Source organism: Candidatus Polarisedimenticolaceae bacterium, assembly GCA_036275915.1.
GTDB lineage: Bacteria > Acidobacteriota > Polarisedimenticolia > Polarisedimenticolales > DASRJG01 > DASRJG01.
Genome location: DASUCV010000020.1, coordinates 19,833 through 43,177, shown reverse-complemented (window position 1 = coordinate 43,177; position 23,345 = coordinate 19,833). Strand labels below are relative to the sequence as shown.

The 23,345-nt window shown below is 66.3% G+C and carries 18 protein-coding genes; 6 read left to right on the top strand and 12 right to left on the bottom strand.

Annotated features, from left to right (window positions below):
* Positions 1 to 2 precede the first annotated feature (2 nt).
* Both VFV19_16225 and VFV19_16220 read left to right on the top strand, forming a co-directional pair.
* Positions 3 to 221: a hypothetical protein gene (locus VFV19_16225; protein HEX4825849.1), complete on the top strand. Its 219-nt coding sequence runs from the start codon at positions 3 to 5 to the stop codon at positions 219 to 221.
* A 2-nt stretch (positions 222 to 223) separates the two neighbouring features.
* Positions 224 to 733, top strand: coding sequence for a hypothetical protein (locus VFV19_16220; GenBank protein ID HEX4825848.1), 510 nt, complete (start codon positions 224 to 226; stop codon positions 731 to 733).
* On the opposite strand, the gene VFV19_16215 is transcribed toward VFV19_16220, so the two are convergent.
* From VFV19_16215 to VFV19_16205, 3 genes are read right to left on the bottom strand one after another with little or no spacing between them, the layout of a single operon-like run.
* Entirely contained in the window at positions 730 to 3,381 is a 2,652-nt protein-coding gene (locus tag VFV19_16215; GenBank protein ID HEX4825847.1) for a protein kinase, read from the bottom strand. The genes VFV19_16220 and VFV19_16215 overlap by 4 nt on opposite strands.
* 44 nt (positions 3,382 to 3,425) lie before the next feature.
* The gene (locus VFV19_16210; protein ID HEX4825846.1) at positions 3,426 to 3,833 is read right to left on the bottom strand and encodes a DCC1-like thiol-disulfide oxidoreductase family protein; all 408 of its coding nucleotides are present in this window, start codon (positions 3,831 to 3,833) and stop codon (positions 3,426 to 3,428) included.
* Entirely contained in the window at positions 3,830 to 5,413 is a 1,584-nt protein-coding gene (locus tag VFV19_16205) for a lipase maturation factor family protein (GenBank protein HEX4825845.1), read from the bottom strand. Before VFV19_16205 ends, VFV19_16210 begins: the two co-directional genes overlap by 4 nt.
* Positions 5,414 to 5,553: 140 nt before the next feature.
* Here VFV19_16205 and VFV19_16200 point away from each other — a divergent pair, with 140 nt between their 5' ends.
* On the top strand, positions 5,554 to 5,817 hold the full coding sequence (locus VFV19_16200) for a hypothetical protein (GenBank protein ID HEX4825844.1): 264 nt from the start codon (positions 5,554 to 5,556) through the stop codon (positions 5,815 to 5,817).
* 1 nt (position 5,818) lies between these two features.
* On the opposite strand, the gene VFV19_16195 is transcribed toward VFV19_16200, so the two are convergent.
* The 4 genes from VFV19_16195 to VFV19_16180 all read right to left on the bottom strand — a co-directional run bounded on the left by VFV19_16195 (position 5,819) and on the right by VFV19_16180 (position 10,630).
* Entirely contained in the window at positions 5,819 to 7,360 is a 1,542-nt protein-coding gene (locus VFV19_16195; GenBank protein HEX4825843.1) for a glycosyltransferase family 39 protein, read from the bottom strand.
* A 98-nt stretch (positions 7,361 to 7,458) separates the two neighbouring features.
* Positions 7,459 to 8,655 (bottom strand): hypothetical protein, encoded by a 1,197-nt coding sequence (locus tag VFV19_16190; GenBank protein ID HEX4825842.1) that lies wholly within the window; start codon positions 8,653 to 8,655, stop codon positions 7,459 to 7,461.
* Positions 8,652 to 9,497, bottom strand: coding sequence for a phosphate/phosphite/phosphonate ABC transporter substrate-binding protein (locus VFV19_16185; protein HEX4825841.1), 846 nt, complete (start codon positions 9,495 to 9,497; stop codon positions 8,652 to 8,654). The genes VFV19_16190 and VFV19_16185 overlap by 4 nt, the downstream gene beginning before the upstream one ends.
* A gap of 2 nt (positions 9,498 to 9,499) precedes the next feature.
* Positions 9,500 to 10,630, bottom strand: coding sequence for an acyl-CoA dehydrogenase family protein (locus tag VFV19_16180; protein ID HEX4825840.1), 1,131 nt, complete (start codon positions 10,628 to 10,630; stop codon positions 9,500 to 9,502).
* Between the two features lie 350 nt (positions 10,631 to 10,980).
* On the opposite strand from VFV19_16180, the gene VFV19_16175 reads away from it, so the two are divergent.
* Together VFV19_16175 and VFV19_16170 are read left to right on the top strand one after the other, a co-directional pair.
* Positions 10,981 to 11,832 carry a DmsE family decaheme c-type cytochrome gene (locus VFV19_16175; protein HEX4825839.1) on the top strand — a complete coding sequence of 284 codons (852 nt, stop codon included), beginning with the start codon at positions 10,981 to 10,983 and terminating at the stop codon, positions 11,830 to 11,832.
* Between the two features lie 3 nt (positions 11,833 to 11,835).
* Positions 11,836 to 14,070: an MtrB/PioB family outer membrane beta-barrel protein gene (locus VFV19_16170; GenBank protein HEX4825838.1), complete on the top strand. Its 2,235-nt coding sequence runs from the start codon at positions 11,836 to 11,838 to the stop codon at positions 14,068 to 14,070.
* Between the two features lie 207 nt (positions 14,071 to 14,277).
* Here the strand turns inward: VFV19_16170 and VFV19_16165 are convergent, their stop codons facing one another.
* The 3 genes from VFV19_16165 to VFV19_16155 all read right to left on the bottom strand — a co-directional run bounded on the left by VFV19_16165 (position 14,278) and on the right by VFV19_16155 (position 18,305).
* On the bottom strand, positions 14,278 to 17,061 hold the full coding sequence (locus VFV19_16165) for a protein kinase (protein ID HEX4825837.1): 2,784 nt from the start codon (positions 17,059 to 17,061) through the stop codon (positions 14,278 to 14,280).
* 124 nt (positions 17,062 to 17,185) lie between these two features.
* Positions 17,186 to 17,410 (bottom strand): addiction module protein, encoded by a 225-nt coding sequence (locus VFV19_16160; protein HEX4825836.1) that lies wholly within the window; start codon positions 17,408 to 17,410, stop codon positions 17,186 to 17,188.
* 172 nt (positions 17,411 to 17,582) lie between these two features.
* Entirely contained in the window at positions 17,583 to 18,305 is a 723-nt protein-coding gene (locus VFV19_16155) for an endonuclease/exonuclease/phosphatase family protein (GenBank protein ID HEX4825835.1), read from the bottom strand.
* Positions 18,306 to 18,487: 182 nt separating this feature from the next.
* Between VFV19_16155 and VFV19_16150 the strand changes: the two genes are divergently transcribed.
* Positions 18,488 to 19,435: an HNH endonuclease gene (locus VFV19_16150; GenBank protein HEX4825834.1), complete on the top strand. Its 948-nt coding sequence runs from the start codon at positions 18,488 to 18,490 to the stop codon at positions 19,433 to 19,435.
* 31 nt (positions 19,436 to 19,466) lie between these two features.
* Here the strand turns inward: VFV19_16150 and VFV19_16145 are convergent, their stop codons facing one another.
* Positions 19,467 to 21,389: a DNA/RNA helicase domain-containing protein gene (locus VFV19_16145; protein HEX4825833.1), complete on the bottom strand. Its 1,923-nt coding sequence runs from the start codon at positions 21,387 to 21,389 to the stop codon at positions 19,467 to 19,469.
* 4 nt (positions 21,390 to 21,393) lie between these two features.
* Complete coding sequence (locus tag VFV19_16140; GenBank protein HEX4825832.1) at positions 21,394 to 23,325, bottom strand: DUF2075 domain-containing protein; 1,932 nt, start codon at positions 23,323 to 23,325, stop codon at positions 21,394 to 21,396.
* Between the last annotated feature and the right edge of the window lie 20 nt (positions 23,326 to 23,345).

The window sequence follows — 23,345 nt, the reverse complement described above, 5'->3', positions numbered from 1 at the left end:
GCATGGCTCCTCTCCCCAAGCGCGATCTGGAATCGGAGGCTGCCAAGCACTTCCAAGGAACGCCCGGAGAGCGTGTTCAGCTCGCGCTGAAACTGGGCAGGGCGGCGATGGCGCTCTTCCTCGCCAACCATCCGGGCGTCTCCGAGGCCACCGCGCGCAAGATCCTCTCGCGCCAGAAGAATGCCGGGCGGCGTCCGTCGCGGGTCATGGACGGCGATTGAGCGTGACGCGAGTCGCAGGCGTCCTGGTCCACCTCGAAGCCCAAGGCGTTCCCGCAGCGTTGATCGGCGGCGCCGCCCTCGCCGCACACGGCATCGCGCGATCGACCGTCGACGTGGATCTCTACACCGCGGACGCGCGCGTGCTCGACCCATCGTTCTGGGCGGCGTTCGATCCGCCCGAGATTCGTCGCGGCGATGCCCTAGATCCTCTCGCGGGCGTCGTCCGATGGAATGCGACCGAGCCGGTCGATCTCATCGTCGGCCGCGGTTCCCTCGCAGCTGAGATCGTCGCCCGAAGGCAGTGGATCGAGTCCGATGGGGCCAAGCTTCCGCTCGTCGAAGCCGCCGACCTCATTCTCTTGAAGCTCGTCGCCGGTGGACCACAGGACCTCCTCGACGTGAGGCTCCTGCTCCAGGCTGATCCCGATGGCTGGCGCTCGAAGGTCGAGGAACGCCTGTCGAAACTGCCCCGCGAAGCGCGCGACGCGTGGAGTCGGATCGCGACGGCCTAATCCGCGCGCAGCGTCTCGGGCCAGTTGAGGATGACCGAGAACTCGGGGATCGACGCACCACCGGTCGTCGCGTTCAAGAGGAACTTCTGCCCGTCCGCCGCCACCGACCAACTCATGATGCCGATCGGACCGGTCACGATCCGCCGCCTGAAGAGCGTCTTCGGAATCCCCGCCGAGAACTGCGCACCCAGCGTGACCGGCACAGCGACGAAGTCAAAATCCGGTGTCCGATAGAACAGCTCCTTGCCGTCTGAGCGCCAGCGCGGACCGGTGCCTCCGCCGTTCGAGACTTGCCACTTCCCGCCGCCGAGCGGCCACGTCTGGACGTAGACCTCGTTAGTTCGAGTCTCGGCGGAGGTGTAGGCGATGAACCTGCCGTCCGGCGAGAACTTCGGGTTCAAGAAGTTCGTCGTCCCGGCAATCTCGACCGGCGTCCCCTTCGCCTCCGGCGAGACCACGCCGATCGTCGTCGGTGCGCCGGTGAACAAGACGTCGTACGCGAGCAGCTTGCCATCGGGGGAGAACGATTCCGGGGTGACCGGCCGGTCGCCCTCGTAGAGGAGCGTCTCGGTGCCGATCCCGTTCGCGGCCTTCACGTAGCACCGCCGCTTGCCGTCGCCGCGCGTCGACATGAACGCGATGCGCTGCCCGTCGGGAGTCCAGACCGGCCGTGCGTCATCGGCGGGGTCGAACGTCAATCGCGACGCCGTGTCCCGGGCGAGGTCGCGCACCCAGACATCGAGGCTGCCGTCACGCTCGTCGCGCAGCGAGTACGCGACCCTCGCGCCGTCGGGCGCGACCATCACGTCGACGTACGGCGCGGGCGGACCCACCTTGCCCAATTCCTTGCCGCTGCGATCGATCCAGACCAGCTCGCTGTTGTCGGCCGCCGCACCGCTCTGAAAAGCGATCGCGCCCGTGGTCGAGACCGAGAAGAGCGCGCGCGTGTTGTTCTCGTTGACGCGATCCGCGAGAGGCACCGGATCTCCCGAGACCTCGAGCCGATCGGGGTCGAACTTCTGCGCGACGAGCGTGCCGCGGAGGACGTAGACGAGGTGGCCGTCCGCGTACTCCACGCGCGATCCGGTCGGCACCAGTTTCTTCGCGTCGTCCCCGCCGACGCTGCTGGCAAACACCGTCAAACTGCTCACGTCGTTCGTCTCGCTGCTCGTGAAAAGGAAGTGCTTCCCATCGGGCAGGAAGAACGGCCACGCGTTGTTCGGGAGCTTCTTCAGTCCCGCGGGAGAGAACACGGGGCTGGCCTTACCGCCGGCGGCCGGGATCTGGCGAATCGAGTCCTGGGCGTTCCGCCCGTCGAAGATGATCGTTCCTGTCGCGCCCCACGACCCATCGGAGCCGAATTCGGCCTCCCCGATCGTCTGCGGCGGCCCACCGGCGACCTGGATCTTCTTGAGCTGGTTGCCGTCGAAGTACGCGAGGTACTTCGAATCGGGGGACCAGAACGGCCGGCCCGTGGCGCCCTCGGTCCCCGCCAGCGGGTACGCCGTCAGCGAATCGATCGGGCGGACCCAGATCGAGACCTTTCCGCCGGCGTCGAGTCCCTGGAAGGCGAGGATTCTTCCGTCGGGGGAGAGGCGCGGCCAGTCCATTCTCGTTACCTTCGGGTCCGCCGGAACCGTGAACCGCACGACGCGAGCCTCGGGCGGCTTGCGAAGCATCGACGCGCCGCCGAGAACGATGGCGGCGATCGACGCGGCAGCGAAAAGAACCCAGGGAAGAGGTGAGCGCTTCGTCGTCACCACGGCGGTTGCGGTCTCGGGTTCCGCCGACATCGTGTCCAGCGCGATGCGCGCCTCTCCGATGTCGCGCAGGCGCCTCTTGGGGTCGCGCTCGAGGCAACGCTTCAGGAGGCGTACGACCGCGGGTGGCGTCGACGCCGGCAGCGCGTCCCACTCGAGTGGCGCGCGGAGGACCGACGCGAGCGTGTCGGAGATCGTCTCTCCCTCGAACGCGCGCCGGCCGGTGAGCATCTCGTAGAAGACGGCGCCGAACGCCCAGATGTCGGAGCGCCGGTCGAGGCTCACGCCGCGCGCCTGCTCGGGGCTCATGTACGCCGCGGTGCCGAGGATCATCCCCGCGACCGTTCCCATGCTCGTCAACGTCGGGATCACCGTCGGTGTCGAGGTCGGCGACGCGCCGGCGTCGCCGGCGATCGCCTTCGCCAGGCCGAAGTCGAGCACCTTCACGCCGCCGTCGGCCGTCAGGATGACGTTCGCCGGCTTGAGGTCGCGGTGGACGATCCCGCGCTCGTGCGCGTACTCGACGCCGTCGATGATCTTCCGCCCGATCGGGATCGCCTCGTCAACCGGGATCGGGCCGCGCTTCAGCTTCTCTTCGAGCGTCTCGCCGGAGACCAGCTCCATGACGAGGAAGCGGACGCCGTCGACGTCGTGGAAGCCGTGGACCGTCGCAACGTTGGGGTGGTTGAGCGACGCGAGGACCTTCGCTTCGCGATCGAAGCGCGCCAGGCGCTCCGGGTCGCCGGCCAGCGCCGCGGGAAGGATCTTGACCGCGACCTCACGGTCGAGATTGGTGTCGATCGCCTTCCACACGACACCCATCCCGCCTTCGCCGATCGTCTCGACGAGACGGTAGTGCAGCAGCATCTGGCCGGAAGCGACGCCCATCCGGCCATCTTAATGGGGAGAGTCCCCTTTTGCTTCCCAATTCCTCAAGGCAGAAACCGTCCGCGATGCTCGGGCGGAGGGATCGGACACGCGTCGTACTTGCCGAACGTGCGATACCGGATCCGCGCGATGAAGTCGTAAACCGTGTCGCGGAGGAATCGAGGCACGACGCGAGCGATCGACGCCATCACACCCCACACGCCGCCGACGTGGCGGCCGATCGCGATCGCCGCATCGGAGCGGATCAGCGGCGCGCCACCGTCGCCGGCCCAGATCATCGAATCGACGCCGTCGAGGCCGGGGTGCGACGCGCGATACGCCTTCGCCGTGTCGCCCTGGAGCGCGGCGAAACGGACGGCGCGCGATCGATCGCGCTTCAAGACGAACGTCACCGCACCGTTGCACAGCGCGCACACGCCGTCGTAGAAGAGGATCGGTCCGCTCTCGCTCATGATCCCGACGATCCCGGCAGCCATCCATACGTCTTCAAGAACTGGATGAGGCGTGGATCCTCCGTCGAGAGCGGAGGCAGCCAATCGCCCATGAGGTCGCGCTTCCACCACGCGTCCGACCCGATCGGCGCGAACCGGTAGACGTAGAGCCGCGCACGGATGAACCGCGGCGGTGCCGCGGGGAACGGATTCCCGGCGAGGAGCGACAGCGTCACCGGATCGTTGTGCAGGAGATTCCACGTGAAGCGCAGCGTCCAGGGGTACTGCTCGGGCCGTGCCATCGCGGCGAACCAGATCTGCCAGTCGAGCCGGTAGTGGTAAGGGCTGATGAAGCACGGCCGGCGCGTCACCTCGCACGGCGCGCACTTGAACTGGTACTCGCGCCACGTCACGCTCGGATCGTCGGGGTTCGCGTCCGATGTGCCCTCGAAGACGATCTCGCGCCGCTCGCGCCCGACCGAGCCGAAGGCGCCGTAGGTGTTGACGAGATCGAGGGGGTCGAACGACGTGTTCATGATCTGGCGTCCCGACACCGACAGCAGGTTCGTCACCACGGGAATCGACAGCCAACCGATCGCGACCGTCAGCACGATCAGTGTGACGAATCGCAGGCGCTCACGCCACGGCACGGCGGTGGGACGCCCCAATTCGGCCTCCTCGGCCCACCGGCCGAACGCGCGGGGAAGGACGCGTGCCAGGAACGCGTCGTCGAAGCACGCGAGCGCGGGCACGATCGTGAGCCAGTTCAGGAACGAGAGGTTGCCGCTCACGATGAGCGTGCACTGGAAGACGACGAAGCCGATCCCCGCCACGCGGGTCGGCCACCGGCCGAGGAACATGAGCCACGGGAACACGAGCTCGATGAGATGATTGAACGCGCACCCGACGCGCGACAGCCACTTGGGCTCGAAGTGGAAGAAGCGCGACAGCGGGTTCGGGTTCGGCTGCGTCTCGTAGTGGTAGTCGAGGCACGTGAGATCGCGCCAGCACGAGTCACCGCGCATCTTGATCATGCCGGCACCGACCATGATGCGGAGGATGAGCCAGCGGAACAGCCAGATCACGATCGGCGCGGGGCGGTTCCGGGGAAACGGCCGCCAGGAATTCCACGGACAGAGGAAGACGGCGAGGAAGCCGGTCTCGAGGAGCTGGATCTCCCAGCCGTAGCTGTACCAGTCCTGCCCGACATGGACGAACGACATGTAGAGCGCCCACAGCACGAGCATCGCGCCGGCGTTCGTGAGGCCGATCATGACGAGGAACGAGAGGATGGCGCCGGCCCACGCAAGACCCGTGAGCCACGCATCGGAGTGGGCGAACCAGAACACGCTCGGCAGGCGCAGAAACCCGTCCGCGACGGAGCCGAGCTGCTGTGTCGCGCGCGGAATGAACTCCGCGACGGGGAGGAGCCCGTGCGAGCCGATGAGCTGCCGGCCCTGGTTCACGAGGACCATGAACCCGGTGAAATAGACGAGGCCGAGTAGGCGCAGGATCAGGAAGCGCGCGAGATGGAAGCGCCGCTCGGCGCCGACGGGCGCCGCGTCCTGCCCCAGCCAGTACGCCGGCCGGCGCCAGCTCATCGCACCGGGGTTAGCTTCCACACCTGTCCACCGAGAGAGATCACGTCCTTTGTCATTGCGGGCATTTTCCCACGAGCGGAGTGCGGTCGCATGGCGCATCACGTAGACTCATCGCAACCCTTCGGCCACGGGAGGTTGCGATGCTTCGACGATTCGTCGTCACGTACGATTACATCGAGACCGTCCGAGGAGAGCAGCGCAGGTTCAATCACGAGACGCTGATCGAAGCGCGCGACGAGTCCGACGCCCACGTCAGGGCGGTCCGGTACTTCGGCAGCTCGCAGCTCCAATCGCAAGTGGGCTGGGCGCGCCAGCTCGTGAGCTGCAAGGTCGAGCCCGCCGAACCGGGGAAGCCGACGCGCGCCGGCGAACGCGTGATGTGGACTCCCGATCCCGAGGTCTGAGCTACTTCTCGAAGACGAGGATCGAGCTGCCCACGGTCGCGACGTAGCGCGCGTCTCGGAACGCGGACTCGCACTCCTTCTCGTTCCCGCGAAAGTACTGGCGGCTGATCGCGTAGTAGCCCGGCTCCGCGGCGTCGCAGCTCGTGAGCGCGATCGCCTTCTCGCCGAGCGTGTAGGTCGGGTCGCCGCCGCCGAAGTACCAGACGTGAATCTTGGCGATCTTCTTTTCGTCCATGAAGCGGCCGAGGCGGCGCAGGTCTTGGCCCCAATCGAGATTCGAGTCGATGAGGTAGCGGTCGGCATTTCGCGCAGGAACGAGCGCGTTGAAGTAGCCGATGTAGTTGGGGAAGGCGAGGGCGGCGCTGACGACGGTGCCCGCGCACAGGAGAACGACCGCGACGATCGCGAATCGTTTCCAGCGTCGCACCGCAGCGAGCGCGACCGGTGCCGTGAGCACGTAGAGGAACGGGTAGAGCGGCAGCACGTGGCGGAGGCCGATGTTCATGCTCGACGCGCACGAGACGCCCAGGAGCATGAGCACGAAGAGGACGATCGTCGCCGCGTCGAATCCCCAGCGCCAGGGTCGCGCGAGCGCGGCGCCGAACGCCGCGAGCATGAGGACGAGCGTCGTCAGCGGCGTCTTGAGGGCGATCGCGACCGGGTAGTAGTACCACCAGCCGGTCGGTGAGAACCGGCCGAGCAGGAACTGTGGCTTTGCGTAGGCGTCGGAGACCCAACGGAACACCGTCGAGATGCTCGTCCCATACTCGGTGAACGGCGCCATCGGCGAGCCGCCGCGCATCTCGACGAGGTAGAACACGTCGATCGCGGCGAGCGCGACGACCGCGATCAGCAGGAGGCGAGGCAGCACGTAGGTCGCGCGCGCCGCCCAACGATCGCGCTCGCCGAAGAAAAAGAACGTCGCGACGACGATCGCCCACGGGACGAGCAGCATCAGCGACACCTTCGTCAGCACGGCGCAGGCAAAGCCGAATCCCGAAGCGATCGCGCGCGGGGTCGACGGCTCGCGCAGGAACCGGAGGAACAGGAACGCCGCGAGCAAGGCGAAGAGCGCCGCGCCGAGATCGACGGTCGCAAGCCCGGCGTGTGCGAGGAGGTTCGGGCAGAACGCCGTGAGCGTCGTCGCGAGGAGCGCTGCCCACGCGCGCTGCGTCAGCTCGAAGGCGAAGGCGTAAACGACGAGCTGGAGGATCACGAAGAGACCGACGATGGGCAAGCGCGTGCGCCACAGGATCCCGTCGGCGTCGTTCCCCGAGCGGTAGAGGAACGCCTTACCGAAATGCCACGGGTTCACGTTCGGCTCGTTCCAATCCGGCGGAAGCGAGTACTTTCCGAGCATCAGCGGCAACGCCGAGACCGTGTTCACGAGCGGCGGCTGCTCGTTGTAGAAGTCGAAGCGGCCCTTCGCGACCTTCAGGTAGCCCGCGGCGATGTGCGCGGGCTCGTCGTCGGTCGCGCTGCTGTCGCGCGTCGCGAGGGTGCAGAGCGTGGCCGACGCCAGCATGATCACGGCGAGGATCAAAGGGGGCAGCTTCCGAAACTCGCCTTCGAGGCGCTCGGACGCAACGCGAAAGGAGGAGTTTCGGAAGCTGTCCCCTCTCGAGCCCACGGCCCAGATGATTACATGAAGTTCCGCGTGTGCAGCGCGGACAGCGCCGCCGCTTCGTCCGTGGGGAAGCCGAGCTTCTCGAGGCGCTGGCGGCGCCCGCGATCCATGTCGCGCTGGAGGGCCGTTACGCGGTCGTAGCCCTTCGCGATGTCGGCGGGATCCCACGATCCGGCGGCCAGGAGGACGAGCGCGTCGAAGACTTCCTCGTTCAGGCCGTCGGTGTTCCGGAGCGCCTCGTGGCGCCTCTCGACCGAAGCCGCCAGGCGCGGGCGCAGACCCGGGTCGAGGCTCATGTGCCGGCGGAGGTGCGCCAGGCCGAACGCGACGTGCCGCGCTTCGTCGACCGCGGCGAGCTGGGACACACGGCGCGTCACCGGGTCGGGAGCGCTCTCGTGCAGGAACCACAGGAGCGACAGGAACGATCCCTCGCCCAGGACCGAGAGCAGGAAGAACGCGAGCGCGAAGTCGGGCTCCTCGAGCAGCGTCTTGAGAGACTCCTGCCCGCCCGCCGTCGAGAAGCCGAGACCCTTCCTGAGGAGGAGCGCGCGGCGCGTGAAGCACTCGATGTGCCGCGCCTCGTCGCTCGCCTGGATCGCCAGGAGCTGGAGGACCTCGCGGAAGTGCGGATGGATGCGCGCGAGGAAGCTCGCCGGGACGATGAGCGCCGCCGTCTCGTTCTCGATGAGGAAGGTCATGACCTGGACGACGGCATCCTCGATCTCGGCGGGGTGCGTGATCGGCGCGCCCCAATCGACCGCGGTCGCCGGGTCCCATTGCGCCGCCGCGGCCTGCGCATACAGCGCCGCCGCCTCGTCGGCCCATACGACCTCCTTCGCCGAGATCGGAAAGTCGAATACGGGGCTTCCCGCCTCGACCACGGCACCGCGTGCCGCGAGTCCCCAGCGCGCCGGCGGGTGGTCGACGACCGCACCGGTTTCGCGGCGATCGGGGGCGCCCGCGGGTGTCGCGCCGCTGAAGCGGTCGGCCGACCCGCGCGTGATCCGCGCGACCGGTCCCCCGGGCCGCGGCGGGAGAATCGTCAGATCGTGCCCGTGCGCGCGACACCAGGCACGCAGGTGAACGCGCAGCTCCTCGCCCGTTCCCGAGAGGTCGAGCGTGCCACCGGCGGGAACGTCGCGCAGGGCGCGCTTGATCAGCAGGTGGCCGCCGCGGTCGAGCCCGAGGTCGCCGAGATCGAGCATCGTCATCGCTGTCCCACGCCCGCGAGCCACGCCCCGAGCGTGTCGAACGCATCGACCGCGCGGCCCAGCTGCGTGTAGCCCTCGGTTCGCCCCGGCATCCACTTCTTGAGGCCCTCGAGGTCGAGAAGGCCTCGCACTGCCGGGTCGTCGTACGACATGCGGAGCAGGAGGTCCGTGAACTTCGCGATCTCCGCCTTCGGTGCGTCGCCCAGCACCGTGAAGTTGCAATGGTCGTACGGCGGCGTCTGAGCGAGGACGCGCGTCGAGCCCGCGGGCAGCGTGCCGTCGCGCGAGAACCCGAGGTGGTTCGCATCGATCATGCACGCCGCATCGGCGCGCTCCGCGATGAGGGCGCGCGCCGCCTCGCGCTCGCCTCCGATGTGATCGCCGTGCTTCCCGACCAGAAGATCGTGCCGTATCAGCGTGAAGTCGACGCCGGGCGTGAGGCCCGACTCGGCGATCAGGAGAAGCGGAATCAGCGTGGCCTGCGGCGAATCCGAAGCGCCGACCGCGACCGTCTTCCCTCGGAGGTCCGCAAGCGTGCGCACCGGGGAGCCGGTCTTCACGACGATCACGGACGTGAGATCGCGATCGGTGTCGCGCATCGCGATCGCGGAAGCCTCACGGCCCACGGCCGTAGCCAAGCGCTCGGCCTCGATCCACGCGAGCGGCGAATTCCACGCGACCTGGATCTCGCCGTCGAACTGTCCGTCGACCATCCGCTCGTAGTTCGAGTAGAGGACGAAGTCGAACTTCAGGCCGTTGGCGATGAAGTAGTCCTTGAAGCCTTCCCAGATCGTGACGACCTTCGGGTCGTACGCCACCGCGCCGAGCGTGAGCGTGCGCACGATCAGAACAGCGGAAGGCCGCAGCAGGCCTTCCCGATGAAGTCGTAGAGCTGGTCGGTCGTCGGCGCCATCACGCTCGCCGCCTGCGCGTCGCGGAAGACGCGCTCGACGCCCACGTCCTTGCGGTACGCGGCACCGCCGCAGACGCGCATGCCGAGCTGCGCCACCTCGAGCGCGGTCTCGCCCGCGGCGGCCTTGCACTCGAGGACGCGCAGCATCGCGTCGTCGCGCCCGCTCTCCGCGGCGTCGATCGCATCGGCGACGAGCGCCTTCGCCATGTCGGTCTTCACGCGCATCCTCGCGATGAACGCGCGGATCGTCGGCAGGTCCGCGAGCGACGCGTCCATGTGGGCGTACCTCGCGCCCGCCGCGTGCGCCGCCGTCCGCTCGGTCGCCGCCTCCATGAGGCCGACCGAGAACGCGGCGTTCATGAGATTGAAGTAGGGGAGGACGACGCCCATCATGATCCCGAACCCCGCGCCGTCGTCGCCGAGCCTATGCGACTCCGGGATCGCGACGTGCGACGCGCTCACGGGGCGCGAGTCGTTGCCGCGCAGGCCGAGCCCGTCGAACCGTGCCGGCGTCTCGAGGCCCGCGCTCCCCGACGGGACGAGCCAGATCGTGCTGGCGCCCTCCGCCGCGACCGGCTTGCTCGACCAGACGTACGCGGTCGCCGCACCCGCAGAGGTCACCCAGCTCTTCTCGGCATCGAGGATCACGCCCTTGCCGTTAGGCTTCGCGGTGGAGACCGGCGCCCAGAAGTGGCTGCGGGAACCTGCCTCCGAGAACGCGAGCGTGCTGAGGTGCTTCCCCTTCGCGATGTCGCGCCGGACGTCCTGCGGCCCATGCTTCTCGATCACCGCACTTCCGGCGTAGTGCATCGCCAGGACCATCCCCGTCGACCCGCACGTGCGCGCCATGCGCGAGACCGCGGCCGCCGCGGCGCCCGGGCCTTGTCCCAGCCCGCCGACTTCGCGATCGCTGATCAGTCCATAGAGGCCCGCCGACGCCAGCGCGTCCATCGTGGCCTTCGGAAACGCGCCTTCGCGGTCGACCGCCTCCGCCTGCGCGGCGGCCACACCCGTCGCGATCGTCTCGAGCTTGTCCTGGATTGCCGAATCGAGCTTGAACATGTCGCCAGCTCCGATGCCGAGCGCCCAGCTTCAGGCGCTCACCCGGATCGGGCGATCAGCGTCTGCGGCCGGCCGCTGGGCGATGGGGCCTGAGTCCCTCAGGCCTTGTCGTCCGTCAGGTGCTGAAGTGCGTGACCATGCCGGCCATCATAAGGGGAGTGGAGGGGGACGGCTACCCGCACCTTGGTGACGCGCGGGACCGGCAGGCCGGTAGGAAGATTCTGATTGTTCAACCTGGCCAATCTACGGCCGGACATACAACCGCACCGAACACATCCTTCTTAATTGACAAAGAATTTCTCAATCCCAACCGACGGAACCACTTATGATCCGGCGCCGAGGACGTCCCCGTGCGTCGAAGCGCCTTCTTGTTCGCGAGCCTGCTCTTCACCGCGGCCGCCGTACGCGCCGCCGAGACCTCAGCGCCCCACGCGGTCGGCGCCGACGTCTGCGTGAGCTGCCACGAGGCCGAGGGCGCGTCGCTCCGCCACTACGCCGATCATCCCGGCGTCGCCGATTGCGAGGGATGTCACGGTCCGGGGAGCGCGCACGTCGAAGCCGGCGGCGACGCGACGAAGATCGTCAACCCTGCGAAGCTCGCCCCGGCCGCCGCGGCGAAAACGTGCCTCGGCTGCCACGATCAACAACACGTCCGCGACTGGCCGGGCTCGATCCACCAGCAGAACGATCTCTCGTGCCTCTCGTGCCACGCGATCCATAACAAGGACGGCAAGAACGCGTCGCTCCTGAAGTTCCCGGTGCAAGCCGACGTCTGCTTCGCCTGCCACAAGATGCAGCGCATCCAGACGATGATGTCGAGCCACATGCCGCTGCGAGAAAGCAAGATGCAGTGCAGCGACTGCCACAACCCGCACGGAACGACGACGAAGGCGCTGCTCGTCGACGCGTCGGTCAACGACAATTGTTACCGCTGCCACATGGAGAAGCGCGGCCCGGTCCTCTTCGAGCACCCGCCGGTGCGCGAGGACTGCCTCAACTGCCACGACCCGCACGGCTCGCTCCACGACAACCTCCTGGTCGCGACGCCGCCGCGCCTCTGCCAGAGCTGCCACCTGGGCACGAGCCATCCCGGCCAGCCGCGCGACGGGAAGTCGCGCTTCGTCTTCAACAAGTCGTGCGTCAACTGCCACACGCAGATCCACGGGTCGCAGAGCCCCAACGGCTCCGCGCTCATGAGGTAGCGGATGCGACGCACCTCGTGGCTCGCCGGCATCGCGGTCGTCCTGGCGGCGATCGGTCGCTCGTGGAGCGCCGACACACCTCCGCCGGCGCCTCCGCCGCCGGCCGAGGGGACAACCTCCGGCGACGTGGCGATCGGTCTCGGCACGGCCGACGGCCTCGACGATTCGTCGAAGGCGCAGCAGTACCGCGAGATCCCGAACGGCTTCTTCCTCGACCAGTTCAACTTCTTCGCGACCACGCATGACTGGCGCTTCGACCTCTTCGCGACGGACCTTCTCCAGCAAGATCAGCGCGTGCTCTTCTCGGCGAGCAACGCGAAGAGTCTCCGGATCCACGTCGGCTACGACCAGATCCCGGTCTGGTACTCGAACACCGCCGCCACGCTCTTCGCGAACGGCGGCGGCGGGACGATGCTCTTCCCCGTCACGATCCGTCAGGCCAACGAGACGGCGAACCCGGTGGCGGGCATCGGGACGAATCTCCAGAACAGCCTCGCCGCAGCGCAGCCGATCGACATCCGGTACCGCCGCGATCGCGCTTTCGCCGACGTCACGTGGAACACGCCGGTCGCCGGCCTCACCACGACCGCCGCCTTCAGCCAGGAGCAGCGCAACGGCACGCACGACCAGACCCTTGCGACGAACTTCAGCGTCGGCACCGACGTCACCGAATTCGCCGCGCCGACCGACTTCACGAGCCGCGTCGCGAGCCTCGGCGTCGACTACGCGAAGAAGCGATTCGACGTCGGGGGCTCGGTCGAGTGGTCCCAGTTCACGAACGACCTGTCGAGCGCGTCGCTCGGCACGACGGTTTACGACGCGTACATCGTCGACAACCCGCTGCGCGCGACCGACGGCACGCCGACGGTCCCGAACCCGGCGGCGCCGAACAACCTGGCGTCGTCGCGGTTCCTGCTGTCGGCGCCGCCCGACTCGCGGCAGGCGTGGGTGAACCTCCACGCCGGCTGGCGCTTCGCCGACTGGGGGCGCGCGAGCCTCGAGTTCGCGGTCGGCGAGAACAAGAACGACTCGGACTTCCTGCCGTTCACGCTCAACAGCGCGATCGTCCCGCCCGCGCCGTTCGTCGTCCTCAAGGACGGCACGACCGCGGCCTCGGCGTACGACGGAAAGATCGACCTCACGCGCTGGGACGCGCGCGTCACCGGACACCCGCTCCGATGGTTCTCGTTCGAGGCGTTCGCGCACGACTACAAGTACGACAACAACACGCCGACGTACGTCCTCCCCAACTGGGTCAGCGCCGACGTCGGCCTGGACACGGACGCAGTCTCCGAGCCGTTCGGCTACGAGCAGAGGACCTACGGTGCCGACGCGACGTTCAAGCCGAACCCGCGACTGTCGGTCGGGGTCGGCGGGCGGCGCGAGAGCTGGGACTACACCTTCCGCGACGCCGACCACACCAACGAGGACATCTTCGACATCTTCGCGGCGTGGACGCCGGGCGCGATCGGCGACATCCGCCTGAGCTACTCGCACGGCGAGCGCCGGTACGACAGCTACAACCTCTCGACCAACGATCCGGTCGGCACGCGCACCTTCGACCAGGCCAACCGCGACCGCGACAAGTTCCAGATCATGGCGAGCATCACGCCGATCGACCGGCTTCAGCTCGGGTTGCAGCTCTTCTCCCTCGAAGATGCGTACCCCGACTCGACCTTCGGCGTGACGTCGGCCCAGAGCGACAGCTGGACCCTCGACTTCGCCGTCGATTGCGGGAAGGGCGTCACGGTGACCGGCGACTACGGCGAGGACCGCTACAAGTGGAATCTCGACGCGCGGTACGCTGCCGCCGCCCCGGCCGACGATTGGTCGACCACGCCCGACGACAAGACGAGGAACTACAGCCTCGGCGTGCTCGCGAACGTCGGCGCGAAGTGGCGCCTCAGCGCGCACGCGGCGGTGAACGACGCCGTCGGCAAGCAGCCCGCGTTCTTCGCCCCCGGCGGCAACGCGAACGGCAACGGCACCCCGTTCCCAAACACGTCATCGAAGCTCGAGACGTTCACCGCCGACGCGACATGGAAGCTGCGCAAGCACCTCGACCTCTCGTTCCTCGTCACCTACGAGAACTGGGACGAGGCGAATTTCCAGCGCGACATCATGCAGCCCTGGATGGGCGCGGTCGACGGCGGCGCTACCGAGAGCGTCTACCTCGGCGCGCGCGTCCCCGCCTACGACTTCACGTGGGCGCGCGTCGTGATGCATTACTGGTTCTAAGAAAGTTAACAGTCGACAGTCGAAGACAACGGCGCCGGCGGAGCAGGTCCTTTTTTCAGAAACGCGGTCCCGCGTACCACCCACGGTACGTTTCGTACCATCGGTGGAACGCGAGGCTGGCCACACAGAAAAGCGCCAGCCACCTCGTCGTGCTTTTCCGGAATCACTCGCCGCGCAAAAGAGTTTCGGAAGCTGTCCCCTCTGGGATCAGTGCGCCGCGCCCAGCTTCCGCTTCATCTCGTCGGTCCAATTGAGGACCACGCTCAGCTTCGTCAGGTCGCCCTCGTCATCGCTCTTGAGGCCGACGAAGAAGCGGCCGTCGGGGAGGACCGACCATAGCGTCACGCCCGCGGCCACCAGGTCGACCGCGATCTCGGGGGATGAGACGGTGATGTCCGGTGCCGGCCCGACGGCGACCTTCATCACGCGGTCGCGCTCGTCGCGGACGAACAGCCACTTGCCGTCCCTCGACCAGCGGGGCTCGCGGCCGCCCGACGTCTGTAGCGGCAAGGCGTGTCCCAGCGTCCGATCCGGCCGCAGCTCGGCGACGTAGACCTGGCGCATCCCCGACTCGGCGCTCATGTACGCCAGACGCCGGCCCTCAGGTGAGACGCGGGGCTGATCGATGAAGAGCTCGTTCGTCGCAAGCACCTTGACGCGCGCCGCGTCCTTTTCGTCGCCGGCGACCGGCACCAGGATCAGCTCCCCCTTGCCCGGCGAGTTTCTCGCGATGAAGAGCGCCGAGCCGTCGGGGAGCCACGAGTACGCCACTGCTCTTTCCGCCTGGTTCACGGTCGCATACACGCGGCGCGCGTCGCCGCCGTCAGCACTCACGACGTAGACGCCGTCCTTTCCGTCCTTGCCACCGCGCGCGTACGCGAGACGCCGGCCGTCGGGAGACCATTGCGCCGACGAGCAATCGGCGTTCGGATCGTCGCTGACCCGCCGGAACCCCGGGCGATCGAGATCCGAGACGAAGATCTCGTCGATGCCCCGGCCGTTCACGATCGAGCAGGCGAAGCGACGGCCGTCCGGCGATGGCTCGGGACCGATGTCGATCCCGCGCGGCTCGCCGTGCCACCGGTCGACCCGGCCGGAAGCGTCGACATAGGCCATCTGCCGGATGCCGCCGGTTTGCCCCGGGCGGTAAACCAAAGTCCCATCGTCCGAAATCTCGAAATACCCCGGCTGGAACGTGAACGACGTGCTCACGCCGCTCCAGACGGCGACCGCCGGTCCACGCGGCTTCGCGGACTGCGCGTCGAACGGCATCGCCATGAGCGTGCTGCCGCGCGAGAAGACCAGATATCCGGCGGTGGAATAGACGGGGTTGCCGCCGTCCTCTTCGAGCGTCGTGAGCTTGCCGGTCTTCGGGTCGAGGACGCCGAAGCTGTAATGCCAACCCTTGGCGTCATACACCACGATGTTCGTCAGGACGCCCCCATTTCCGGGAAGCGTGTTCCACAGCTCGTACCGGACGACCCCTTGCCGCCCCGAATCGATCTTGATCGGCGAGGAAGGCGGTCCGCCGGGTGGGCATCGCACGAAATCGGTGAACTGCTTCACGGCGAGGAGATCGCCGTCGCGGCTCTCCACCGTCCAGGTCCACGACGTGTCGTTGTCGACGAACGAGGTGGGCGGTGCGCTTCCATCCACCGGCGCTCGGAACCCCCGGAACTGCGGGGCTCCCGCCGAGACCGGCGCGAAAAACAAGAAAGAGCCGCTCCGCGGGGTCAGGAACCCCTGCGCGCCTTCGGTGCCCGGAAGCTCCTTGAACTCATATTGATCGAGGCGGCGCGCGTAAATGCGCGGCGGACCCGCGCTCGACCCGTCGGCGTTCTTCGGCTGCGCGCGTACGACGATCGTCTTGCCGTCGGGCGTGATGGAGAACGCGCCAAGGCCGGGCACCGACAGCTCCGGCGGCATCGTGACCGTGACGCACTCGGTCCCGCGCGCGGGAGCAACCGCCGGACGCGCCGCCACCAGCGCCCATGCCACCGCACCGATCACCAGCCCCGCGACGCCGACCACCGCGAGGATGACGGGCGACGCGCGTCGCCCGCCGGCCGTCGCGGCGACCGGCGCATCGACCGCGACCGGCAAGCTTCCCGACGGCGTGCGTGACGCCAGCGCCTCGTCGAGCACGATCCGAGCGTCGCCCATGTCGCGCAGGCGCAGCTTCGGATCCTTGGTGAGGCAGCGCTGGAGCAGCTCGCGCACGCGCGCCGGCGTCGCCGCCGGTAGCGCCGCAAACGACGGCTCGCGCTCGAGCACCTTCGCGATCGTGTCCGAGGCGGTCTCGCCGTCGAACGCGCGCTTGCCCGTCAGGCATTCGTAAAGCACGCAACCCAGCGCCCAGATGTCGGCGCGCCGATCCACCGCCTTCCCGCGCGCCTGCTCCGGGCTCATGTACGCCGCGGTGCCGAGGATCATCCCCATCGCCGTGCCGGCGCTCGTCATCGTCGGGAGGATCGTCGGCGTCGAAGTCGGGCCCGACCCGCGCCCCTCCGCCACCGTCGCCTTCGCCAAGCCGAAGTCGAGCACCTTGACCTGGCCGTCCGGCGTGAGCTTCACGTTCGCCGGCTTGAGGTCGCGGTGGATGATCCCCTTCTCGTGCGCGACCTCGAGCGCCTCGGCGATCTGCCGCGCCGTCTCGAGCGCCTCGACCACCGGCATCGGCCCCTGCGACAGGCGCTCGGCGAGGTCCTCTCCCTCAACCAGCTCCATCGCGAGGAAGCGCACGCCCTCCGCCGAGCCCACGCCGTACACCGCCGCGATCCCCGGATGGTTGAGCGACGCGAGCAGGCGCGCCTCGCGCTCGAACCGCGCCATGCGCTCGGGATCGCTCGCGAACTCCGCCGGCAGCACCTTGATCGCGACGTCGCGCCCGAGCGTCGTGTCAGTCGCTCGCCAGACGACGCCCATCCCGCCCTCGCCGATTCGCTCGACGAGGCGGTAGTGGGAGAGGTCCTTACCAGGAGAGAGGGTCAAAGCGGACGGAGTTTACCGGAATAAGGGGACAGCTACCGAATTCCGCGCGTCGCCGCCCACCACGCAAACGCAGCCCCGGCATCCTCCAGCGCCGCTGGAGCAATCCGAACCGCTCGGCGCTGCATTACTGACCGACGAGGCGCCGCCTGGCCTCGGCCCACGGAATCGGTAGGACTGTGCCCTCATCGATCTCCCGGTTGCGACGCGCGATCTCCATGATCCACGCGACCTCGGCATCCGGATCGGTTGTCGTATCAAGGCTGTCGATGAGCGCGCCGGCAAGAGCAGACCGCTCGTCCGCTGGAAGACTCAGCGCCTCCCGAAGCAGCTCATCGAATTCGCGACTCATGGACAAATTGTATCTGCGCCTCTCTGCGTGTCGCTTGGTTTGCATTCCCGGACCCCTGAGGCTTGGGACCTCGAGGAGAAGCTACCGCCTCCATGCGGTGGAGGGTTGTCCTGACGCACTCGAGTGGGTTAACTATCGGCAACCGAATCCAGGGATCGCCCAACGACCGCGATCAACTCTGAACGTCGACAAGGAGCGCAGCATGGTCTGACGAGAACCCGTTCTTCCTCCCGACGAGCTGGTGATCCCCGAATCGGGTGACGTATTCGGCACCGATCAGCTCGAGAGTCGGGGTAACGAAGACGTGGTCCAACCGATAGCCGCGACCGCGGAGGTCCCACCAGCTGTGCCCGTCGAGAGGAAGTGCGCGTCGCCATCCGCTTGCTACCAGGCGCTGCAAGCGAATGCCACCGGAAGGCCCGCGCCGCTCAGGGTCCGTGTTGAGGTCGCCCGCCAGTACGGCTTGGCCCTCGCGGATCGTCGCCGCTGCCTCGGCCATCCAGTCCCACCACGCGTTCCGGAGGCGCCCCGCGCCCCGGCCTTCGAACGCCGGCATCCGAATGCCGAGGACATTCAGCTCCAGCTCCGGCACCACGACGTGGAGCGAGTTCGGGGGCGAAGACGAGTCCAGCGGAGGCGCTTGGAGCGGCCCCGGAAACAGGGGTCGCCGTGCGGCGATGAGCACGCGGTTGTTGCCCTCGAACTCCGCCGAAATCAGAACGTGCGACAGCCCCGCATCGTCGAGCTCGCGGACGAACCACTCGTGCGACGGGCCTTCGACATACTCGGTCAACACGAGGACATCCGGTCTCGCGGCTGTGATCGCCGAAACCGTCAGAGGCGGGATGACCTTCTTGGAGACTCGATGGTTGAGGTTCCAGAGGAGCAACCGCATCAGCTATGCCCGAGGTGGGTAGAGGCCGCTCAGCATGGTCGCTATATACACCTCAACTTGGAGACTTCAGAAGGCGACCTAAGCAGGCCCCTAACGCGCGCCACGCCTACAATTCCACAGGTTTCCTACCCACAACCCCTGCTAAACTCCGCCGTACTCAAGGCGGGGGGTAGCCGATCCCAATGGATCTCTTCGTCGCCGTCACCGACGGAGACTGGCACGAGTTGCTGTCGAGCACGCCCGGGCTCGACGAGGCGAACTTCTGGCAGCCGGGCGGCAACACGGTGTTCCGCGCCCTCCAACCCGGCGGGCTCTTCCTCTTCAAGCTCCACGCGCCGCGCAACGTCATCGTGGGCGGCGGCTTCTTCGCACACGCGAGCCTCTACCCCGTCAGCCTGGCATGGGACGCCTTCGGCGAGAAGAACGGAGCCACGACGCTCGAGGAGATGCGGCGGCGCATCGAGAAGTACCGCAAGCAGAAGCCGCAGCCGCACGACGACTACAAAATCGGCTGCATCATCCTCGAAGAGCCGTTCTTCTTCGACCGCGAGGACTGGATCCCGCAGCCGGCCGACTGGCACCCCAACATCGTCCAAGGGAAGGGATACGACACGTCGGACGTCGTCGGCCGCCGCCTGTGGGATGACGTGCAGCAGCGGCTCGCGCGGCGCACCGCGCGGATGACAGGAACGGCCGCCGCGCCGGCTGCGTCGATCGCCGAACCGGCGGCGAGGTTCGGCAAGCCCACGATCATGACGCCGCGCCTCGGCCAGGGCTCCTTCCGCGTCATCGTCACCGATGCGTTCGAGCGACGCTGCGCCGTGACGAAGGAGCGCACGTTACCCGCGCTCGAGGCGGCACACATTCGTCCATACGGGCAAGGCGGCGAGCATCGCGTCGACAACGGGCTGCTCTTGCGTCGCGACCTCCACGCGCTCTTCGATCGCGGGTACGTAACGGTGACGCCCGAGTACAAGTTCGAGGTCAGCCGTCGGCTCAAGGAAGACTTCGAGAACGGGCGCGACTACTACGCGCTGCAAGGGCGGGAGCTGTGGCTGCCGATGGCGCTGGCGGAGAGGCCGAACTCGCAATACCTACACTGGCACAATCGGGAACGGTACCTGGGATGAGTGCAAGCTTCTTTGCAGCTCACTTGTGTCCTTACCGATTTTCGAGCGAGACGAATCCGCACGCGGAGAGGAAATCCGCGGTGTCGTCCAACTCGAGAAGAGGTGGGACAAAAATGACCGTACCGTCACGCCCGCGAGTGAGAAGGACTCGGTAGGCGTTCAGACGAAGCTGATGCGGGTTGCGGACGTGCACGCCCCGTTTGTAACCTCGTGCTCTCTTCGTCGACCACTCTCCGTCGACGCGAATGAGGTCTGTTCCCCAAGCAAGTAATGTGGCGTCGAGCTCCAATCCCTGCGCTCCGAACTCCGTAACGAGCTCACGAAAGTGACGGCAAGAATACGGACCGTCATCGCCATCCGAGTACCAAGGACCGTAACGGATTCTTGTCGACGCGAAATCATTAGGGATACCGAATCCGACGAGATCCTTGTCGCGAGCCGACGCAACAAGTCCGAATCGCGCTTCGGAATCGTTCGCATATCGATCTCGGAGGTACTTTCGCGCGATACTCAAGTTCCGGGTAATTCTTGGGCTGTAAGTGCCGTCAAGCCTCAGCGCCAACGCGTTTGCACCAGCGGAATCGCCCGCAAGGACACACTCGACTAGCGCGTCGACGTCTTTGGCGAGGTGATAGCGAACTCCAACATTAAGCCGGAGTCCGGAGTTCGTCTCACTGCGAATGGCTGAGCCACCAAAGTCGTTCAATGCGTCGCCGGGGCCGTGAACCTGCCATTCGCACGGGTTTGGCGCACCTTCGATAGCCTGTCTCCACTGAATCAATCCGCCTTCCTCACCCACATTGATTTCCTGACCGCTTCCAATGAGCCCGACAACAACACACCAATCCGGAATACGTGAGGCGAACTCAATGAAATGCTCTGGCTCGGACCTGCCGGCCGCGCCTCCCTGCTCATGCTTTTCCTCTACGCGCTCTCGATCCCAAGCTCGTTGGGCTTCGTCAAAAACAAGGACGTGTTCTGGTGGAATCCTGCTCGTTCCACGAGAGTACTGCTTCACGTAGTCCTTCACGCCTCGCACGAATGTTTTCCCACCGCCACCGGCGCCGCGAAGCTCGTATTGCAATACCTCGACCAGTGGCCCGTTTCCGGAAAGGAATACCGCCGGTGCCGAGGGTCGTTCACCCGCGCGCGCGATCGCGAGATCATCGAGGAAATGCGCATGGACAATTCGCAGTCCCACGAGCGTTTTCCCGGAACCCGGTACGCCAGTTACCAAGACAAGGCGTCTGCTGCGTGTCGCCGCAGCCTCGCGGATGATCCGAGTCACCTCGTCAATGGCCGGCGCAGTGTTCGCGCTTGCTCGCTCGATGCGACGAAGTGCGCCGGAGGCAAACAGTTCTCGCGCCGCTCGCACGAGCGTCGGAAGCGGCCGATATGCGTCATAGCCCAGAAATGCCTGAGCCTCCACAATGTCGCGCGGCCACGGTGGCTGGAGTCTGCGGACGAGCCTGTCAAGAGCATCAGGTCCGACAATGTGCACGCCTGAACGAACGCCGAGTTCGCCGCGTGCTGCCGTGGGTACGACAACAGCGTGAACAGCGCGTCCCGAGCACGCGCGGTGATAATTGCTGAGATCTCGTGAGTACGCCGCCGCTTGATCAATATCCGCTTGACTAGCGCTCGTCTTGCCTTTCAACTCAAGAACTACGACCGCGCCCCGAACGAGCAGGATGACATCTGCCCGGCGAGACTCCAACGGCAACTGGTACTCCAGGATGGCGGTATAGAGGTCCGCATCGGGCTCATCGGTCATCACCTCGCGGACTTCGGTCTGAAGCTTTGGGATGGAATCGTCCCAAGCGCCCACCTGCTGGGGGTTGGCATCGATGATGAATTCGCTCAGCCGCGCTCTGATGACACGTGGGGAGGCTTTCTCGAATTCCGGGAAATTAGAATGCCACCCATGTGGTGAAAGTGAGTCATCGGATGCCATCGAATCAAGTCCCCGGGTCTGAGCTATTCTTTGACTCGGCGGCGACGTTGAGAGCAGGTCCACTCTTCCATTCCACTCGACTCCGCACGAATCGTTCGGTTTCCTTGTCCATGAAGTGGACGTAGCATCCGCGCAGCCCACGTGACAGCAATACCCGGTAGGTGTTCTTAATGAATTCCGCGAATCGATGCTTGCCTGCTTTGACCTTTCGGTCGTGCGACTGGGTGCGATCGGCGATCCAATCGCCAGTGTCGGGGTCGTAGCGTAGATCGTTCCCAACGATCACACCGACGAAGTCGAACTCAAAGCCCTGCGCCGTGTACACGCAGCCGACTTGATCGATCCCCCCCGAATCGTAAGCCCACAAGTTTGCGTTCGGAATCCCGCGGGCGAGCTTGCCAGCATCCGGTCGTGCATTCCACGGCCGCCGGAAATTTCCGATCACAACATCTTCTACGAGTGTACCGTCGGTGTTGGGAGTGGACCATGGCCAGCAAAACCCAGCGGTCAAACGCGCCGTTACTCCCGTTGCTGCTTTTCGGCGGATCTCTTCGTCGAGGGATCCCGGAGACTCGAAGAGGCGAAAGTCGAACCGTTCATCTCCCTCCCAGATGACGTTCGCGGTCCGCTCGATTCCAAGCGTATTGTTGATCCAGTTCACGAAAGCATCCGACCCGGCACAACGGAACTGCGCTTCCAGTGTGTACTCGCGAACTTCGCATCCGCAGTCGGACGCCTGTTTTCGCAAGTAATCGGTCGTGCCGATTTCGCCGGGCCTCACGCTCTGTTTGTCATCTACGAAGAACACGCTGACCTTAGCGGCGTCGAACAGCTCGCGCACTTGTGGCTTCGTCGAGCGCTCGGTCTTCTTCGTGTAACGGCTGTTGCTCGTCTCCCGAACGCGGTGCGCTTCGTCGCAGATTAGTACGTCGATTGCGTTCACATCGGCGTTAGCGTAACTGTTGAAATACTTGAACTGCTCACTGCCGCGACTACCGATCACCTTGCGAAGTGTTTCGGTAAACGCCTTCGACCCGGTGGCGTAGTGAGCGTTCAATCCCGCCGCTGAAAGGTCTCCGAGGAGGTTCATCGCTATTACCGACTTTCCCGTGCCGGGGCCGCCCCGGATGATGATGACCTCTTTCTTTCGAGCGTCGAACCCAGCACGCGCGGTGGCCAGCACACGTTCGTACGCCACCAACTGCTCATCGATCAAGACGTAGGTCGGATGCCCCTTGACGAGCTTTCCGACATGCTCCAGAAGCTTCTTGCTTGGGCGGTACTTGCTCTGTTCGACCCGTCGCAGCACCGGCTCACCGTGGCCGGAGGAGAGGCGGACTCGAAGGAACTCCTGCAGCGGATCGACGTCGTCGGCCGTGAATACCGGCGAGCGCGACAGAATCGACGCGAATCGATCGGTAAACAGCGTGTCACCATCGGTAGCGTAGTAGTTGTGCAGGTAGGCGCACGACGCCAGGCCTACCGGCGCTGTCCCCTCATAGAACGCGGTATGACTGTCCTCGAGGTAGCGCTCGTATTGATTTACTTGGGCTGCCGGATGCAGTACGTCACGCTCGCGCCCACCCACAAACGCGGTAACGAGGTTTTCGACACCGGCGTCTCCGCAGGCCTGCCACTGCTTGAGCTCAACGATGACCGCTTGATCGCGGCGCTCACCATTCTGGCCGCAGACCATGCAGTCCAATCGCTTGCTCGTCATGGGCAACTGGTACTCGAGGAGGACGCCGTGGTCATGCAAACCCGCAAGGTCGACGACCTGTGACATTGCCCGAAGAGAGTTCTGCCAGGAGTTGACCTCGGACGGAGGCGGGTTGTGACGGAATTCCCGGAAGTATGCGTCCTTCAGCTTCGCGGCGATTCGATTGTGCGCGGCGTCACGTATGAAGTCGGTGGAGAGCCCGGAGTAAAGGCGCATGAGGGGCAGAGTCTAATCGA

Coding starts and splice junctions, on each gene's coding strand:
- VFV19_16190 (HEX4825842.1), bottom strand. CDS start 8,655: ATGACGATGCTCGATCTCGGCGACCTCGGGCTCGACCGCGGCGGCCAC.
- VFV19_16180 (HEX4825840.1), bottom strand. CDS start 10,630: ATGTTCAAGCTCGATTCGGCAATCCAGGACAAGCTCGAGACGATCGCG.
- VFV19_16205 (HEX4825845.1), bottom strand. CDS start 5,413: ATGAGCTGGCGCCGGCCGGCGTACTGGCTGGGGCAGGACGCGGCGCCC.
- VFV19_16225 (HEX4825849.1), top strand. CDS start 3: ATGGCTCCTCTCCCCAAGCGCGATCTGGAATCGGAGGCTGCCAAGCAC.
- VFV19_16155 (HEX4825835.1), bottom strand. CDS start 18,305: ATGCGGTTGCTCCTCTGGAACCTCAACCATCGAGTCTCCAAGAAGGTC.
- VFV19_16145 (HEX4825833.1), bottom strand. CDS start 21,389: ATGGCATCCGATGACTCACTTTCACCACATGGGTGGCATTCTAATTTC.
- VFV19_16150 (HEX4825834.1), top strand. CDS start 18,488: ATGGATCTCTTCGTCGCCGTCACCGACGGAGACTGGCACGAGTTGCTG.
- VFV19_16200 (HEX4825844.1), top strand. CDS start 5,554: ATGCTTCGACGATTCGTCGTCACGTACGATTACATCGAGACCGTCCGA.
- VFV19_16140 (HEX4825832.1), bottom strand. CDS start 23,325: ATGCGCCTTTACTCCGGGCTCTCCACCGACTTCATACGTGACGCCGCG.
- VFV19_16210 (HEX4825846.1), bottom strand. CDS start 3,833: ATGAGCGAGAGCGGACCGATCCTCTTCTACGACGGCGTGTGCGCGCTG.
- VFV19_16170 (HEX4825838.1), top strand. CDS start 11,836: ATGCGACGCACCTCGTGGCTCGCCGGCATCGCGGTCGTCCTGGCGGCG.
- VFV19_16160 (HEX4825836.1), bottom strand. CDS start 17,410: ATGAGTCGCGAATTCGATGAGCTGCTTCGGGAGGCGCTGAGTCTTCCA.
- VFV19_16215 (HEX4825847.1), bottom strand. CDS start 3,381: ATGGGCGTCGCTTCCGGCCAGATGCTGCTGCACTACCGTCTCGTCGAG.